This is a genomic window from Arthrobacter sp. Soil761, from assembly GCF_001428325.1.
Lineage (GTDB): Bacteria > Actinomycetota > Actinomycetes > Actinomycetales > Micrococcaceae > Arthrobacter.
The window spans coordinates 297,273-311,583 of sequence record NZ_LMSF01000030.1 but is presented as its reverse complement, the minus strand read 5'-3'; the positions used below and the strand labels follow the sequence as shown (position 1 = coordinate 311,583).

11 protein-coding genes and 1 tRNA gene are annotated in these 14,311 nt (G+C 66.3%); 1 reads left to right on the top strand and 11 read right to left on the bottom strand.

Translation table 11 applies throughout. From position 1 onward, the window contains the following. Nucleotides 1-55 precede the first annotated feature (55 nt). The 6 genes from ASG79_RS20115 to ASG79_RS20090 all read right to left on the bottom strand — a co-directional run bounded on the left by ASG79_RS20115 (nucleotide 56) and on the right by ASG79_RS20090 (nucleotide 7,092). A complete protein-coding gene (locus ASG79_RS20115) occupies nucleotides 56-2,692 on the bottom strand; it encodes a helix-turn-helix transcriptional regulator (protein ID WP_082581843.1) in 2,637 nt (878 codons plus the stop codon). Nucleotides 2,693-2,900: 208 nt separating this feature from the next. Beyond that, a complete protein-coding gene (pth, locus tag ASG79_RS20110) occupies nucleotides 2,901-3,506 on the bottom strand; it encodes an aminoacyl-tRNA hydrolase (RefSeq protein ID WP_018770129.1) in 606 nt (201 codons plus the stop codon). A gap of 108 nt (nucleotides 3,507-3,614) precedes the next feature. Then, nucleotides 3,615-4,229 (bottom strand): 50S ribosomal protein L25/general stress protein Ctc, encoded by a 615-nt coding sequence (locus ASG79_RS20105; RefSeq protein WP_056393520.1) that lies wholly within the window; start codon nucleotides 4,227-4,229, stop codon nucleotides 3,615-3,617. 225 nt (nucleotides 4,230-4,454) lie between these two features. Beyond that, nucleotides 4,455-5,435 carry a ribose-phosphate diphosphokinase gene (locus ASG79_RS20100; RefSeq protein ID WP_018770131.1) on the bottom strand — a complete coding sequence of 327 codons (981 nt, stop codon included), beginning with the start codon at nucleotides 5,433-5,435 and terminating at the stop codon, nucleotides 4,455-4,457. A 2-nt stretch (nucleotides 5,436-5,437) separates the two neighbouring features. Continuing rightward, nucleotides 5,438-6,916, bottom strand: a complete 1,479-nt coding sequence (gene glmU, locus ASG79_RS20095; RefSeq protein WP_056393612.1) for a bifunctional UDP-N-acetylglucosamine diphosphorylase/glucosamine-1-phosphate N-acetyltransferase GlmU — start codon at nucleotides 6,914-6,916, stop codon at nucleotides 5,438-5,440. 104 nt (nucleotides 6,917-7,020) lie between these two features. After that, nucleotides 7,021-7,092 (bottom strand) — tRNA-Gln (locus ASG79_RS20090). A gap of 132 nt (nucleotides 7,093-7,224) precedes the next feature. On the opposite strand from ASG79_RS20090, the gene ASG79_RS20085 reads away from it, so the two are divergent. After that, the gene (locus ASG79_RS20085) at nucleotides 7,225-7,851 is read left to right on the top strand and encodes a TetR/AcrR family transcriptional regulator (RefSeq protein WP_056393519.1); all 627 of its coding nucleotides are present in this window, start codon (nucleotides 7,225-7,227) and stop codon (nucleotides 7,849-7,851) included. Between the two features lie 171 nt (nucleotides 7,852-8,022). Here ASG79_RS20085 and ASG79_RS20080 read toward each other — a convergent pair whose 3' ends face one another. The 5 genes from ASG79_RS20080 to ASG79_RS20060 all read right to left on the bottom strand — a co-directional run bounded on the left by ASG79_RS20080 (nucleotide 8,023) and on the right by ASG79_RS20060 (nucleotide 14,200). Then, nucleotides 8,023-9,846 (bottom strand): ABC-F family ATP-binding cassette domain-containing protein, encoded by a 1,824-nt coding sequence (locus tag ASG79_RS20080; protein WP_018770134.1) that lies wholly within the window; start codon nucleotides 9,844-9,846, stop codon nucleotides 8,023-8,025. A 37-nt stretch (nucleotides 9,847-9,883) separates the two neighbouring features. Next, complete coding sequence (locus ASG79_RS20075) at nucleotides 9,884-10,861, bottom strand: 4-(cytidine 5'-diphospho)-2-C-methyl-D-erythritol kinase (protein ID WP_056393518.1); 978 nt, start codon at nucleotides 10,859-10,861, stop codon at nucleotides 9,884-9,886. After that, nucleotides 10,858-11,730, bottom strand: coding sequence for a 16S rRNA (adenine(1518)-N(6)/adenine(1519)-N(6))-dimethyltransferase RsmA (rsmA, locus tag ASG79_RS20070; RefSeq protein WP_018770136.1), 873 nt, complete (start codon nucleotides 11,728-11,730; stop codon nucleotides 10,858-10,860). The genes ASG79_RS20075 and rsmA overlap by 4 nt, the downstream gene beginning before the upstream one ends. Before the next feature lie 113 nt (nucleotides 11,731-11,843). Further along, nucleotides 11,844-13,037 (bottom strand): resuscitation-promoting factor, encoded by a 1,194-nt coding sequence (locus ASG79_RS20065; RefSeq protein WP_186447783.1) that lies wholly within the window; start codon nucleotides 13,035-13,037, stop codon nucleotides 11,844-11,846. A gap of 257 nt (nucleotides 13,038-13,294) precedes the next feature. Next, nucleotides 13,295-14,200 carry a TatD family hydrolase gene (locus ASG79_RS20060; protein WP_056393516.1) on the bottom strand — a complete coding sequence of 302 codons (906 nt, stop codon included), beginning with the start codon at nucleotides 14,198-14,200 and terminating at the stop codon, nucleotides 13,295-13,297. Between the last annotated feature and the right edge of the window lie 111 nt (nucleotides 14,201-14,311).

Below are 14,311 nucleotides of genomic sequence, written 5' to 3'. Positions count from 1 at the left end.
CACCGGCTCGCGGCGGCCGGTCAGGAGCCGGTGTGCAGTCGCCGGCTTGTGGCCATTAGACGAGTCCAGTCAGATCACCCCTTGAAGTTACGCCAAGCTTGGTGAAGACCTGGTACAGGTGGCCTTCCACGGTGCGCACGGAAACACCCATCTCCATGGCGATGTCACGGTTCGAGACGCCGCGGCCGGCCATGCGGGCAATCTGCCGTTCCCGGCTGGTCAGCAGCGGGCTTCCGCTGCTGGGAACAATGGGAAGGTTGGCCACGGTGGCAGCCAGGATGTCCAGCCGGGCCTGCGCAGTCCTCGCCGAAAGGGCATCCCCGTCCTGCCGGGCAAAGTCCACTGCCAGCGCCATGCACCTGGCCTCGACCGCATCGAGTTCGAGCGTGGCTGCAATTTCACCGCCGGCAAGGAGGGTTTTGGCATCCTTTGTCCTGCTGCCGACTGCGATCAGCCGCGAGACATCGGCCAGCGGTCCCTGCCGGCGGCCTGCGATCTCCTCCAGGAGGCGGAAGTCGGCGTCGCTGCCGTTCACCGTTGCTGCCAGCAGGTAGATGCCGGCCACTGTGTGCCTGCCCGCCTCCAGGTTCCGGCGGGCCCCTTGTTTCAGCGCTGCCACTGCCTCGGAGTCGCCCAGCCAGCGCCCCGCCACGAGCGAACAAAAATCGATAATGCTCTCCGTGGCAAATCCTGCCTTGCCCGGCGCCCTTTGCAGTTTGGTGAGGTACTTGCGGGCGAACGCGGCGTTGCCGGTCTGGGCGTACGCCAAAGCCGTGGCTGCGTAGGCGGTACGCAGTGCGGCCTGGACAGGCTGCAACTCCAGCTGGGCGGCGGCTGAGATCAAAGGCTCCAGGGCGGTCTCGCCGCGCCCGGAAAAGACAAAGGCCACGCCGGCTGCGAGTTCGGTGGCGGCGCTGCGGTATGGAAGCCGGTGGGGCTGGCCCGTGCTGAATGGGCTGAGGAGGTCGATGCAGCGGCGCCACTGGCCAGCCATCAGTGCGACGAAGTAGGCCTCCCTGGCGTAGCGCTCGCGCAGGCCCACGACGTGCGAGGCGTCCGTGAGCTGGCCGCCGAGCTTTCGCATGAGGCCCAGCGCGTCCATCTCGCGCCCGGTCATGGCCAGCGCGCCCATCAGGATGATCGCGCACTGGAGCCGGAACCCGGTGTCCGGATTGCCTGCGGGATCGGCAGCCCGCTCGAGCGCCGGGATCATGGCGGCGTAATCGCCGGCATGGGCCTGGTATTCGAATTCACTCAACGAGATACGGTTTGCCGCCACCGCTGCCGCTGCCGGCCAGGAGGAGTTGTTGTCCGCTTTCCCGAGCCGTTCCCGCGCCGCGGCGAGCAGTTCCCGGACTTTGCCCGCACGCTCCGGAATGCAGAGCATGACCCGCGCTTTGGCGGCCACCACTTCGGCGTACTCCAGGGGATCCAAAGCCTCGAGTTCAGGCTGGGAGATGCCATCCAGGGCGGAAAGCGCCTGGACCGGCATGTCCAGCTGCAGGTACGCCGCAGCCTTTTGCCGCTGCGCCGATGCCCACCCGGCGTCGGTCCTCTGCACCATCTCCGCGTACGTCAGGGCAAAACGGGGGTCGAAGAGCTGGACTGCGGCCTGGGCGGCCGCGAGTGCCAACTGCGGGCTCAGCTCGGCCTCGCACTCATGGGTCCACGCGGCGAAAGACATCAATTCTTCCACCGTCATGGCTGCCGGGTCCGGCTCCTGGCCGCCCAGCAGGACGCTGCGCAGCTCCCGCCGGCGGGAAATGCTCAGCCAGGTCCGGACTACGTCACCGATGTACTTCTCCCGCAGCGACACCCAGCGGTGCTCGGAGTCGTCGATCTCCAGCAGGCCGCCGTCTTCCATGTCCGCAACCACGTCCGCGCCATAGATGGCGGTAAGGGCGGCCAGTTCCACCCGCCGGGCACAGGAAAGCATTTCGATGACGTCCCGGGTTTCGGGTGTCTCCCGCGACCAGCGGGACCGGACGATGTCGTCAAGGCTGGCGGCGCCGTCGAGCACCACTTTGTCCCGCAGCGTCCAGACCGAATCGGACAGGACCAGGTTTCCGGAGAGCTGCTGTTCGGTGACCAGCGCTTTGAGCAGCAAGGGATTTCCACCCACCATCTGGTGGTAGGTGGTCACCAGGGAAGAGGCGACGCGGTGGCCCAGCAGGGAAAGGAGCACCTGCCGGGTTTGGAGTTCGTTGAGGTTGTTGAGCCGCACTTCCGTGAGCTTCCGCTCCGTCAGCAGCCAGTGGAAGTCTGCCGGCAGGTCGCTGGCGTTGGGGGCCACAGCGATGATCTTTGCCGTGCCGGTCAGCAGGACATTCAACAGCACCCCCGCACTCATGTCGTCGATGCAGGCCGACGTGTCCAAAGTGATGACGCAGGGCCTGCCGGCGGCGTCGCTGCGGATCAGGGAGGTTATGCCACGGAGGATGGCGGTGGGCGAGCCCATGTAGGCCTGCGGGAGCCGGGCCAGCAGGAAGGAGAGGCAGCCGTACGGGGTGCTGGGACCGGAGGGGCCGCTCCGGAGTTGCAGCGACCAGACATCGGGACCCAGGTCCGCAACGGCAGCGCGCGCCAGGGAGGACTTGCCCACGCCTCTGGCTCCGGTGATGACAACGCCCAGGGAGTTTTCGCTGGTCAGTGCGGTGCGGACAGCATCCAGGTTGGCGCTTCGTGCAGGCATGGACCATTGCTGGCCCTCCGGCGCCGCGGAGGTTGGTGTGGGCAGCCTGTCACCCTGAGGTGTTGACCCACGTCCCCAGCTGAGTGGCTCGATTGACATGAACTTTTCCCCTACATCCTGCAATAGCGGGATGTAGCCCCATTGCTCCCCCGCATAGGAAGAAGAGTACCCCCTGCCACAGACAAGGAAACAGGGTCAAAAGGAACTTTTACGATTCCAGCTGTTGTGATCCCGATTTGGCCGGGTGGAACCTCTGCTGGGCAGCCGTCAATCCATCGCGCAACAGGGACTCCACGGCGTCGGCGGCATCGTCCAGCAGGAAGGGCAGTTCCTTGTGTTCCGCGGTGCCGAAATCACGCAGCACGTAATCGGCTGTGTCCATCCTGCCAGGCGGCCTTCCCACCCCCACGCGGACCCTGAGGTAGTCCTTGGTACCCAGGGCCTTGGAGATGTCCCGCAACCCGTTATGGCCGCCCTCGCCGCCGCCGAGCTTGAGCTTGACGGTGTTGAACGGAATATCGATCTCGTCATGGACAGCCACCACGTGGTCTGCGGGGATCCCGTAGAAATTGGCCAGGGCGGAGACCGGGCCGCCTGAAACATTCATGTAGCTCATCGGTTTCGCAAGGACCACGCGCGGGCCGCCGATCCCCAACCGGCCTTCAAGGACCTGCGCGCGGGCTTTGTGGGTCTTGAATCCGGCGCCGATGCGGCCGGCCAGTTCATCGAGCACCATCTGGCCTACGTTGTGCCTGTTGCCTTGGTACTGGGCGCCTGGGTTGCCGAGGCCAACGATCAGCCAGGTATCTGTCATGGAGTCAATCCTATTGGGGGCGGTTACGCGGAAATGGAACGGCGGTGTGCGGACATGACAGTGGCCGGACCCGTGGGGGTCCGGCCACTGTCGTGAATTGCGGAGAAATTACTCTGCTGCGGCTTCTTCTGCTGCGGGAGCTTCTGCTGCTTCGCCGGCAGCTTCGGTTTCTGCTTCCTCGGCGATTTCGATGGCTTCGGAGATGTTCACCACGAGGGCTTCGGGGTCGGTCAGCAGGGCGGAACCCTTGGGCAGGACCAGGTCGGAAGCGTGGATGTGCTCGCCGGCGTCGCGGCCTTCGATGCTGACGACGACGGACTCGGGCAGGTGGGTTGCCTCGGCCTCGAGGGACACAACCGTCAGTTCCAGGTTGTGGACGGTGCCGGGAGCGGTTTCGCCTTCAACGTGGACCGGAACGTCAACCGTGACCTTCTCGCCCTGGCGGACGGTCAGGAGGTCGATGTGCTCGATGATCTGCTTTACGGGATCGCGCTGGACGTCCTTGACCAGGGCCAGGTGGCCCTCGCCGTTGATGTCCAGGGACAGCAGGGCGTTGGCGGTGCGGACGGCCAGGGTGGTGGCCTTTGCCGGCAGGGTGACGTGGATGGGCTCTGCGCCGTGGCCGTAGATGACGGCGGGGATCAGGTTGTTCATCCGGGCGCGGCGGGCGTAGCCCTTGCCGAATTCGGTGCGCAGTTCTGCTGCGAGCTTCTGCTCAGACATGGATATCTCCTTGAAGACTAAACGGTGTTCAGCAAGGGCGGAGGTCTGGTGTGACCTTCAACGCCGGGCGCCGGAGGGCGGCCCTTCAAGAAGGCAGTCCTTCAACCGAAGGACTGATCAGACCCAGTCGATAACGGAGGCTATGCCCTCCCTCGCCAAGGTATCGCTGACCAGCTTACCAGCGCCGGGGCCGTTTCCTGAAAACGTCCCCGGCCTGGTGCGGGGCTATGCCTTGCCGTCGAAGAGGCTGGTGACCGAGCCGTCGTCGAACACTTCGCGGATGGCCCTGGCGATCAGCGGTGCGATGGAGAGCACTGTCAGCTGCGGGAAGCGCTGGGAGGACGTCAGCGGGAGGGTGTTGGTGACCACCACTTCGCGTGCGCCGGACTCGGAGAGACGGCGTGCGGCCGGATCCGAGAAGACGGCGTGCGTGGCGGCGATGATGACATCCTTGGCGCCGGCGTTCTTCAGGACCGTGACGGCGCCGGAGATGGTTCCGCCGGTGTCGATCATGTCGTCGATCAGGACGCAGGTGCGTCCCTCGATCTGGCCCACCACGGTCTTGGAGACAGCCTGGTTGGGGACGGTGAGGTCACGGCTCTTGTGGACAAAGGCCAGGGGCGCGCCACCCAGGCGCTCAGCCCACTGTTCCGCGACCCGGACCCGTCCGGTGTCCGGGGAGACAACGGTGATGTTGTCGGCAGCGACACGGGTGCGGATGTAGTCGGCCAGGAGCGGAATGGCCATCAGGTGGTCAACCGGCCCGTCGAAGAAGCCCTGGATCTGGGAAGTGTGCAGGTCCACGCTCATGATGCGGTCCGCGCCGGCGGTCTTGTAGAGGTCGGCAACGAGGCGGGCGGAGATGGGCTCGCGGCCACGGCCCTTCTTGTCCTGCCGGGCATAGGGGTAGAACGGCGAAACCACGGTGATCCGCTTGGCGGAGGCCCGCTTCAGCGAATCGATCATGATCAGCTGTTCCATGAGGTGGTTGTTCAGCGGTGCGGGGTGCGCCTGGATCACGAACGCGTCGGTGCCGCGTACGCTCTCGCCGGCCCGGACATAGATCTCGCCGTTGGCGAAATCGTAGGCATCAACGGGAAGGAGGTCAGTGCCGAGTTCCTTGGCGATCTCCCGGGCAAGCTCCGGATGGGCCCGCCCAGTGGCGAGCACCAGCTTCTTCTCGCCGTGCGCCGTAATTTCACTCATGGTTACTTGCCCTCTTCTGTAGATGCCGGGGTACTTGAGGAGTCATTGATGGCCGCCTGGGCCAGTTCAGCGGAGCGGGTTCCCGGGCGGTGCGCGGGGACCCAGCCTTCGGCGTTGCGCTGGGCGGCAACGCTGAGCGCCAGCGCGCCCGCCGGCACGTCCTTGCGGATCACCGCGCCGGCGCCGCTGTAGGCGCCGTCCCCCACGGTGACCGGGGCAACAAAGACGGTGTTGGAGCCTGTACGGACGCCCGAGCCGATGACCGTGCGGTGCTTCTTCTCGCCGTCGTAATTGGCCGTGATGTTTCCACAGCCGATGTTGGTGTCCTCGCCGATTTCGGCGTCGCCTGCATAGCCCAGGTGGGACAGCTTGGAGCCGCGGCCGATGGTGACGTTCTTGGTTTCGTAGAAGGCACCGATCTTGCCCTTTTCACCAAGCACGGTGCCGGGGCGAAGGTACGTGAAGGGGCCGACGGCGGCGCGCGGGCCGATCACGGAGCCGGAACCGTGGGTGCGGATCACCGTGGCGCCCTCGCCGACGGTGACGTCGGTCAGGGTGGTGTCAGGGCCGACGACGGCGTCCCGCGCCACGGAGGTGGCGCCGTGCAGCTGGGTGTTGGGCAGGAGGCGGACATCCTCGTCCAGGGTGACGGAGGAATCGATCCAGGTGGTGGCCGGGTCGACGACGGTGACGCCGGCCCGCATCCAGGCTTCCACCGTGCGCCGGTTCAGCTCGGCGCCGAGCGCGGCAAGCTGGACGCGGTCGTTGGCGCCCTCCACCTGCCACCGGTCCGCAGTCACGACGGCCGCGACCCGGCCGCCTGATTCGCGGGCCAGCCCCAGTACGTCGGTGAGGTATTTCTCCCCCTGCACGTTGTCAGTGGTGACCTTCCCCAGTGCCCCGCGGAGCACCGCGGCGTCAAAGGCGTAGATCCCGGAGTTGACCTCCCGGATCAGCCGCTCTGCCTCGGTGGCGTCCTTGTGTTCGCGGATGCCGGTAACGGAGCCGTCTTCGCCGCGGAGGATGCGGCCGTAGCCGGTGGCGTCGTCAAGGACTGCCGTGAGGACGGTGACGGCGTTGCCGTCGCGTTCGTGGGTGGCGACGAGTTCGGTGAGCAGTTCCCCGGACAGGAGGGGCACGTCACCGTAGGTGACCACGACGGTGCCTGACAGTTCCTGTTCGGCGTCCAGCGCCTGCAGCGCGGCCTCCACGGCGCGGCCGGTGCCGGGGATGTCGTCCTGGTCCACGATGACGGCCTGCGGATCCAGTGCTGCGACGTGTCCCGCCACCAGGTCCCGTTCGTGGCGCACCACAATGGCGAGCCGTTGCGGGTTGATGCTGCGGGCGGCGCGGAGGGCGTGGCCCACCATGGACAGTCCGCCGATCTCGTGGAGGATCTTCGGTGTACGCGACTTCATCCGGGTACCGGCGCCTGCTGCCAGGACGATTACAGCGGCCGGGCCGGTATTCTCGGGGATCACGTAACGGGTTCTCCTTGCTTGGTTGTGCTTGCGCTTTTCGGCAGCCGGCGGGCCAGCCCGCCGGGCACCGGGTGCCATCCTCATGATCGCTCCTTGCGCAGCAGTTCCGCCCATAGGATTCGAACCTATACTCCACGGCTCCAAAGGCCGGGGTGCTGCCGTTACACCAGAGCGGACCGTGCCGAAAGACTCGAGGCCCGGGCACAAGTCCCTATTTTGCCATGGGTTCAGGCCACCGCGCGACACGGGGCGTTGGGTCCCGCCGGTCCCGCGGAATCCCGTCCCCGGCGGTGAGGCATGATGGGAAGGTGAGCAACAACCTTCCGCGGACGCGGATGACTGGCCTGCAGCGCCGGAGCCAGCTGATCGACGTCGGGCGCGGCCTTTTCGCCGTCCGCGGCCTGGACGGGACCACCATCGAGGAAATCGCCGCCTGCGCAGGAGTGTCCAAGCCGGTCATCTACGAACACTTCGGGTCCAAGGAAGGCCTGTACACCGAGGTGGTGGACGGTGAATTCCACATTCTCCTGGACTCGATCAACGCGGCCCTCACCGAGGAAGCCAAACCCCGCGTCCTCGTCGAACGCGCCGCGCTGGCACTGCTCACCTACATCGAGGAGCGCACCGAAGGGTTCAGGATCCTCATGCGCGATGCTCCCCCGTCCCAGCCGGAGGGCGCCTTCTCCACCCTCCTCTCGCACGTGACCGCGCGCGTGGAACACATCCTCTCCGACGAATTCTCCCGCCGCGGCTTCAGCGGCGAGGACGGTGCCATGTACGCCCAGATGCTTGTGGGCATGGTGGCCATGACCGGCCAGTGGTGGCAGGACAGCCGCCAGCCGGACAAGCACACGGTCGCCGCGCACCTGGTCAACCTGGCCTGGAACGGTCTGACCGGCCTCAAGAAGGAGCCGGAACTGCAGTCTGAGCCGTAAGCCCAAGCCGCCTTCGCCGTGGTCACTGACACGGCGAAGGGGCCCTTCGCCGTCGCTTAGACACACCGCATAGGTGACGTTCCGGTCGCTGGGCGACCTCCACGCCACGATGCGCCGCGATGCGCGACTACACGAAGGCCCCCAGCTCCGCTCTTGGCCGCGTCGCCTTTGTCAGTCGCCGAGGAGTTCCGAGGCCTCGAGCCACTCCATTTCCAGGGCGTCTTTTTCGTCGGCCAGGTCCTTGAGCTGCTTGTTCTGTTCGGCCAGGGCGTCGAAATCGGACTTCTCCGTGCTTTTGACCATGTCGTCGTGAAGCTTCTTTTCCTGCTGGTCCAGCTTCTTGATCTGCCGCTCGATCCTGTTGAGGGCCTTGCGGGCGTCGCGCTTCTCGGCCTCGGACGGGCCGGTCCCGGTGGCCGGCGCCTGGCCCGCGCTGGTGACCGGGTTTCCACCGCCGGTGACGGTGGAACCGGCGAGGGCGGCTTCGCGCAACTCGAGGTACTGGTCCACGCCGCCGGGGAGGCCGCGGAGCTTGCCGTCGCCCAGCAGCGCCATCTGGTGGTCGGTGACGCGTTCGAGCAGGTAGCGGTCGTGGCTGACCACCACCAGCGTGCCGGGCCAGCCGTCAAGGACGTCCTCGACGGCGGCGAGGGTGTCGGTGTCAAGGTCGTTGGTGGGCTCATCGAGCATCAGCACGTTGGGTTCACCCACCAGCAGCCGGAGCAGCTGCAGGCGGCGCCGCTCACCGCCGGACAGGTCCCTGACCGGTGTCCACTGCTTCTCGTTGGTGAAGCCGAGCTGCTCCACGAGCTGCCCTGCGCTGAATTCCTTACCGCCGACGTTGAAGGAACGCTTCTCCCGCTCGATGACCTCGATCACGCGCAGGTCCGAGACGTCGTCGAGCTCCTTGACCTCCTGGGTGAGAACGGCGGTGACCACCGTTTTGCCCCGCTTCAGCTTGCCCGCATCGGGTGTGATCTCGCCGTTGAGCAGCTTCAGGAGGGTGGTTTTTCCGGCACCGTTGACGCCCACCAGGCCCAGGCGCTCCCCCGGAGCCAGGCGAAGGGTGATGTTGTCGAAAAGCTTCCGGCCGTCGTCGGCGCCCTGGAAGTTGAGGGACACGTTCTCCAGGTCCAGCACGTCCTTGCCTTGGCGCGCCGTGGCCATCTTGCTCAACGCCATGGAGTCGCGCGGCGCGGGAACGTCCTCAATGAGCGCGTTGGCGGCCTCGATCCGGAACTTGGGCTTGGCGGTGCGGGCCGGGGCGCCCCGGCGCAGCCAGGCGAGCTCTTTCTTGACCAGCTGCTGGCGTTTGCCCTCCACCACGGACGCCATGCGGTCGCGCTCCGCGCGGGCCAGGACGTAGGCCGCGTAGCCGCCTTCGAAGGGGTCCACGATCCCGTCGTGCACCTCCCAGGTCTTGGTGCAGACTTCGTCCAGGAACCAGCGGTCGTGGGTCACCACCAGGAAGGCGCCCTGGTTGGGCCGCCAGCGCGTCTTCAGGTGCCGGGAAAGCCAGGCCACGCCCTCGACGTCGAGGTGGTTGGTGGGCTCATCCAGCATGATGACGTCGTGGTCCTCGATGAGCAGTTTGGCGAGGGCCACCCGCCGTTTCTGGCCGCCGGAGAGGGCGTGGACGTTGGCATGCCAGTCGACGTCGGACACCAGGCCGCCCATGATCTCGCGGATCTGCGGGTTGCGGGCCCATTCGTAGTCGGCCTGGTCACCCACGATGGCGGCACCCACCGTCAGGTCGCCGTCGAGCACGTCGCTCTGGTCCAGGTACCCCACATTGACGTCGCCGCGTTTGGTGACGCGGCCGGAGTCCGGGGTGGAGCGCAGCGCCAGCAGACGCATGAGCGTGGACTTGCCATCACCGTTGCGGCCCACCATGCCGATCCGGTCCCCCTCCTCCAGTCCCAGGGTGATGCCGTCCAGGACGGTGCGGGTTGCGTAGGAAACCGTGAGGTTCTCGCCGCCAAGAAGGTGTGCCAAAGGGAACTGCTTTCTGCTGCCGGACTGGAAGTCTTAATTAAAGGAGGATGTCGGAGATGATGCGCGCGCCGGGGACCGGGCCGTGGACGGGAAGGGCTGTCAGGCCGTAGCGCCGCAGGTCCTCCGCCAGCGCCTCCGCAGCAACGGAATCATCAGCCAGCAAAGCCACGGTGGGGCCGGAACCCGAAACGATTCCGGCAATGGCCCCATGGGATTCGCCGATTCCCAGCGTATCGCGCAGCGCCGGCGACAACTCAATGGAAGCCCGTTGCAGATCGTTGACCAGCACCCGGCTCAAGGATTCGGCATCCCCGCCCCGCAGCGCCGTCAGGATTTGTGGATCCACTCCGGTGGGCTCACTGGCCTCCACCCCTTCGGCCTCACGCAGCCGGTCCAGCGTCCGGTACACCTCGGGGGTGGACAGGCCGTAGTCGGCCACCACCAGCACCCAGTGGGTCTGCGCCTTGGCCAGCGCCGGAGAGAGTTCATCGCCCAGGCCAAGGCCGACGGCGGTCCCGCCCAGGAGCGAGAAGGGGACGTCGGCGCCGAGTTCGGACGCCAGGTGCGCCAGTTCCTCCCGTGACAGCCCACTGTTCCAGAGTGCGTCACAGGCAAGGAGCGTGGCGGCGGCATCGGCGGATCCGCCGCCCATCCCGCCGGCCACCGGGACCCGCTTGGTGATCTCCAGGTGCACCCCCGTGGCGTGTTCGGAGACGTCAGCCATGATGGCAGCCGCCTTGTGGGCGAGGTTGTTGCTGTCCAGGGGAATATCGACCGCGTCGAGGTCCAGGGTGCTTTCGGGGCTGAGGCTGATGGTGATCCCGGGCTCGGCGGTGCTGGTCGCCGCCACTTCCTCGTAGAGGGACACCGCGAGGTAGACGCTGGCCACGGAATGGTAGCCGTCCGGCCGGAGCGGACCGACGGCCAGGGAGACATTGACTTTGCCGGGCGCCTTGACGCGGACCGTCCTGGCGGCGAACCGCCCCCTGCCTGCCTTGTCCAGTCCCGCGCTCACGGCCGGTTTTCCCGGGCTTCGGCGATCCTGGCGAACGCGGCGATGTCGATGACCTCGCCGCGTGCGGTGGGGTCGACGCCGGCTGCGAGCAGGCAGCGCTCGGCCTCCGGGGCTCCCCCGGCCCAGCCCGCCAGGGCGGCCCGGAGCGTCTTGCGGCGCTGCGCGAACGCGGCATCCACCACGGCAAACACCTGCTCGCGGGTGGCGGTGGTGGCGGGCGGTTCGCGGCGGGTAAAGGCCACCAGCCCGGAATGGATCTTCGGTGCCGGCCAGAAAACGTTCATGCCGATCACGCCGGCCTTGCGCATCTGGCTGTACCAGGCGGCCTTAACGGACGGCACCCCGTAGGTCTTGGATCCCGGGCCGGCTGCCAGCCGGTCAGCCACCTCGTCCTGCACCATCACCAGGCCGTGCCGCAGGCTTGGGAAATACTGCAGGAGGTGCAGCACCACCGGAACCGCCACGTTGTAGGGCAGGTTGGCCACCAGTGCTGTCGGCTCGACAGGCAGCTCGGTGACCTTCATGGCATCGGCATGCACCAGGTGGAAGGAGTTGGCGGCGGCCGGCCGCCATTCCTGCACGGTTTCGGGCAGCTTCGCGGCAAGGACAGGATCAATTTCGACGGCGACAACTGCCGCCGCGGCGTCGAGCAGGCCCAGCGTGAGGGACCCCAGCCCCGGGCCCACCTCAAGCACCGTTTCATCCGGTCCCACGCCCGCCGCGGCGACAATGCGCCGGATGGTGTTGCCATCGATGACAAAGTTCTGCCCCAGGGTCTTGGTGGGCCTGATCCCGATTTCCTCTGCCAGCCGGCGTATGTCGGAGGCACCGAACAACGGTGCGGGCACGGCGGGGATCGGTTCAGTCACCTAGGTATCCTATCCCGCGCGGCACATCCGCCCTGCCGGGTTAACGGCCGTGGCCGGGCCCGGGTACCCCGGGCCCGGCCACGGCCATTGACTCTGCGCTTATGTCCGGTGGATCAGCTGGTTGCTGCCCAGCCGCAGCCCCAGGGTGACAGGCCGCGCTGCGCGTAGACGCGGTTGGCGATGTCGATCTGCTGCGCCTTGGTGGCGAGGCTGGCGTTAGGGGCGTAGGCGCCGCCGCCGGCTCCGATCCAGGTGCGGATGTCGAACTGGAGGCCGCCGTAGTAGCCGTTGCCGCTGTTGATGCTCCAGTTTCCACTGGATTCGCACTGGGCAATCTTGTCCCACATGGCCTCGTTCATCATGGCCGGTGCAGCTGCGCCGGTGTTGGCGCCGGCAGCGGCCGCAGGTGCGGCCTGGGGTGCAGGCTTGGCCTTGGTGCCAACGGTGACTTTCTCGGTGACCGGCTGCACGGCCACCTTCTCGGACACCAGCGTGCGGGACGCTTCCCGTCCGTCCACGAGTACCAGCTTGAAAGTGCGTTCCAGCTTTCCGGCGGCGCCCGCCTGGGTCACTTCCTTTTCGCCCTTGAGCATGTCTGCGCTTTCGGCGGTAACGGTCTCGAAGGGCACGTCTTCACTGGTGACCGTGGTCTGGCTGGTGTCCACCCGGGACACCTTGATGACCATGTTGTTCACCACGTTGGCGTTGGCCGGCTGCGAGGTGCGGTCGTTGGCGGCGAGGGTCACGCCGGAATCCTCCAGCACCTTGCCAACGGTGGGGGCCGTGGTGGTGGCGGTGTTCACTTTGCCGTCAGCCACAATGCTGACGGTCTTGGGCGTGGAGATCGAGACGTAGGAACCTGCCAGCGAAAGGGTGGCATCCTTGGGCGCTGAAACGGACGAGGCACTGGCGACGCCGAGTTCTGTCACCAGGTCTTCGACGTCCTGGGCGGTGGTGTTCACCGTCTTTTCAGCCCCGTCAAGGCTGACTTTGACTTCCTTGGCCTGGTTGATGTTGATGACGGTGCCGTTCTGGACCGTCGCGTCGAGGGAAGGCGACACGCGGTCGCCGGGCTTCAGTTCCAGGTTGGCACTCTTGACCACCTGTTCCACTGTTCCGCCAAAGGACTGCACGGACGACGCTTTGCCGTCCACGTTGAGCGTGACTGTTTTGTTATTGCCCACGAAGGCTACGAGGCCTGCGACCAGGCCGCAAAGCACCAGCAGCTGGGCGCCAACTTTGATATAGCTGAACTTGCCGTCCGATGTGAAGAACTTGATCACGATTGCCCGTAACTCTCGGTCCATCCGGGCACGGGGAAACGCGCAATAAAATGCCCGGAGCAACCTTGAAAAGGACAGTCCGGGCACCGGTGCGCCGCCACACTCCGCGCAGCGGCATGGCCGGATACTGGACAAGCCGGGCCGGCTGCGAATGAAGTGAAATTACCCGTTGGCCTTCCCCGACCCCGGCTAATAGTTTCCCACTGTAACCGTAGCGTTATAAAGTGGCCAACATTTTTGCATACCAGATATGCATTTGGCAGCCGGCAGGGGAAGGAGTGTCAGGCCCAGGATCCGTATGCCCGTACGGTATTTTCGCTGATTGCGCTGCACAGGCCGGCCAGGTCGGAGCCTGTCAATTCTGCCATGGCCCGCACGGTGTACGGGACCGTGTAGCTCGCGTTGGGACGCCCCCTGTGCGGGTGCGGGGTCAGGAATGGAGCGTCCGTTTCCACCATGATGAGCTGCCGGTCCGCGACGGCGAGCGCGGCGCGCAGATTCGTGGCGTTCCTGAACGTCAGCGTGCCGGCAAAGGACATCCACCAGCCCTGGTCGTTACAGGTTTTGGCCAGGTCCTCGCCACCGGAGAAGCAATGGAACACCACCCTGTCCGGCGCGCCCTCTTCCTGAAGGACGCGCACCACGTCGCTGTGCGCGTCCCGGTCATGGATCTGGAGGGTGAGGTCCAGGCGTTTGGCAATGTCGATATGCCGCCGGAACGAGTACTCCTGGTGCCGCAGCCCCTCTCCGTCGGTGCGGTAGAAGTCCAGTCCGGTTTCGCCGATGGCCCGGATCCGGGGATGCCCCGCCAGGCGTTCGATTTCGGCAAGGGCCGCTTCCAGTTCACCGCGGGCAGCATAATGCGGCGCGTCGTTGGGGTGCAGGGCCACGGCGCCCAGGAGCCGTTCGTCCCGGTCCACCGCCTCCACCGTGAACCGTGAGGATTCGAGGTCGCAGCCCACCTGCACGGCGCCCTGGACTCCCACGGCCGCCGCTGCATCCAGCGCAGCCTTGATCCCCACCGGCCCCTTTCCGTCCGGGAAGTCCAGGTGGGTGTGGTTGTCCATGACTGGTACTGGCAGGGGCTCCGGCGCGGGCGGAAAATCCTTCCGGCGGCCGGCGGCCTGGTCCGGAGTCTCCTCGTCTGCAGGTACCCGGTAAGCGGCGGGAATTGACGAATTGCACATCCACCCAGACTATCGGCCGAAAGGTACCCCCATATTTGCCGGAACTCTCTGTCAGGCACGGCAGTTGTGTTAGTAGTCTGGAACGAACACACGCGCACGCCCACCAAGGGG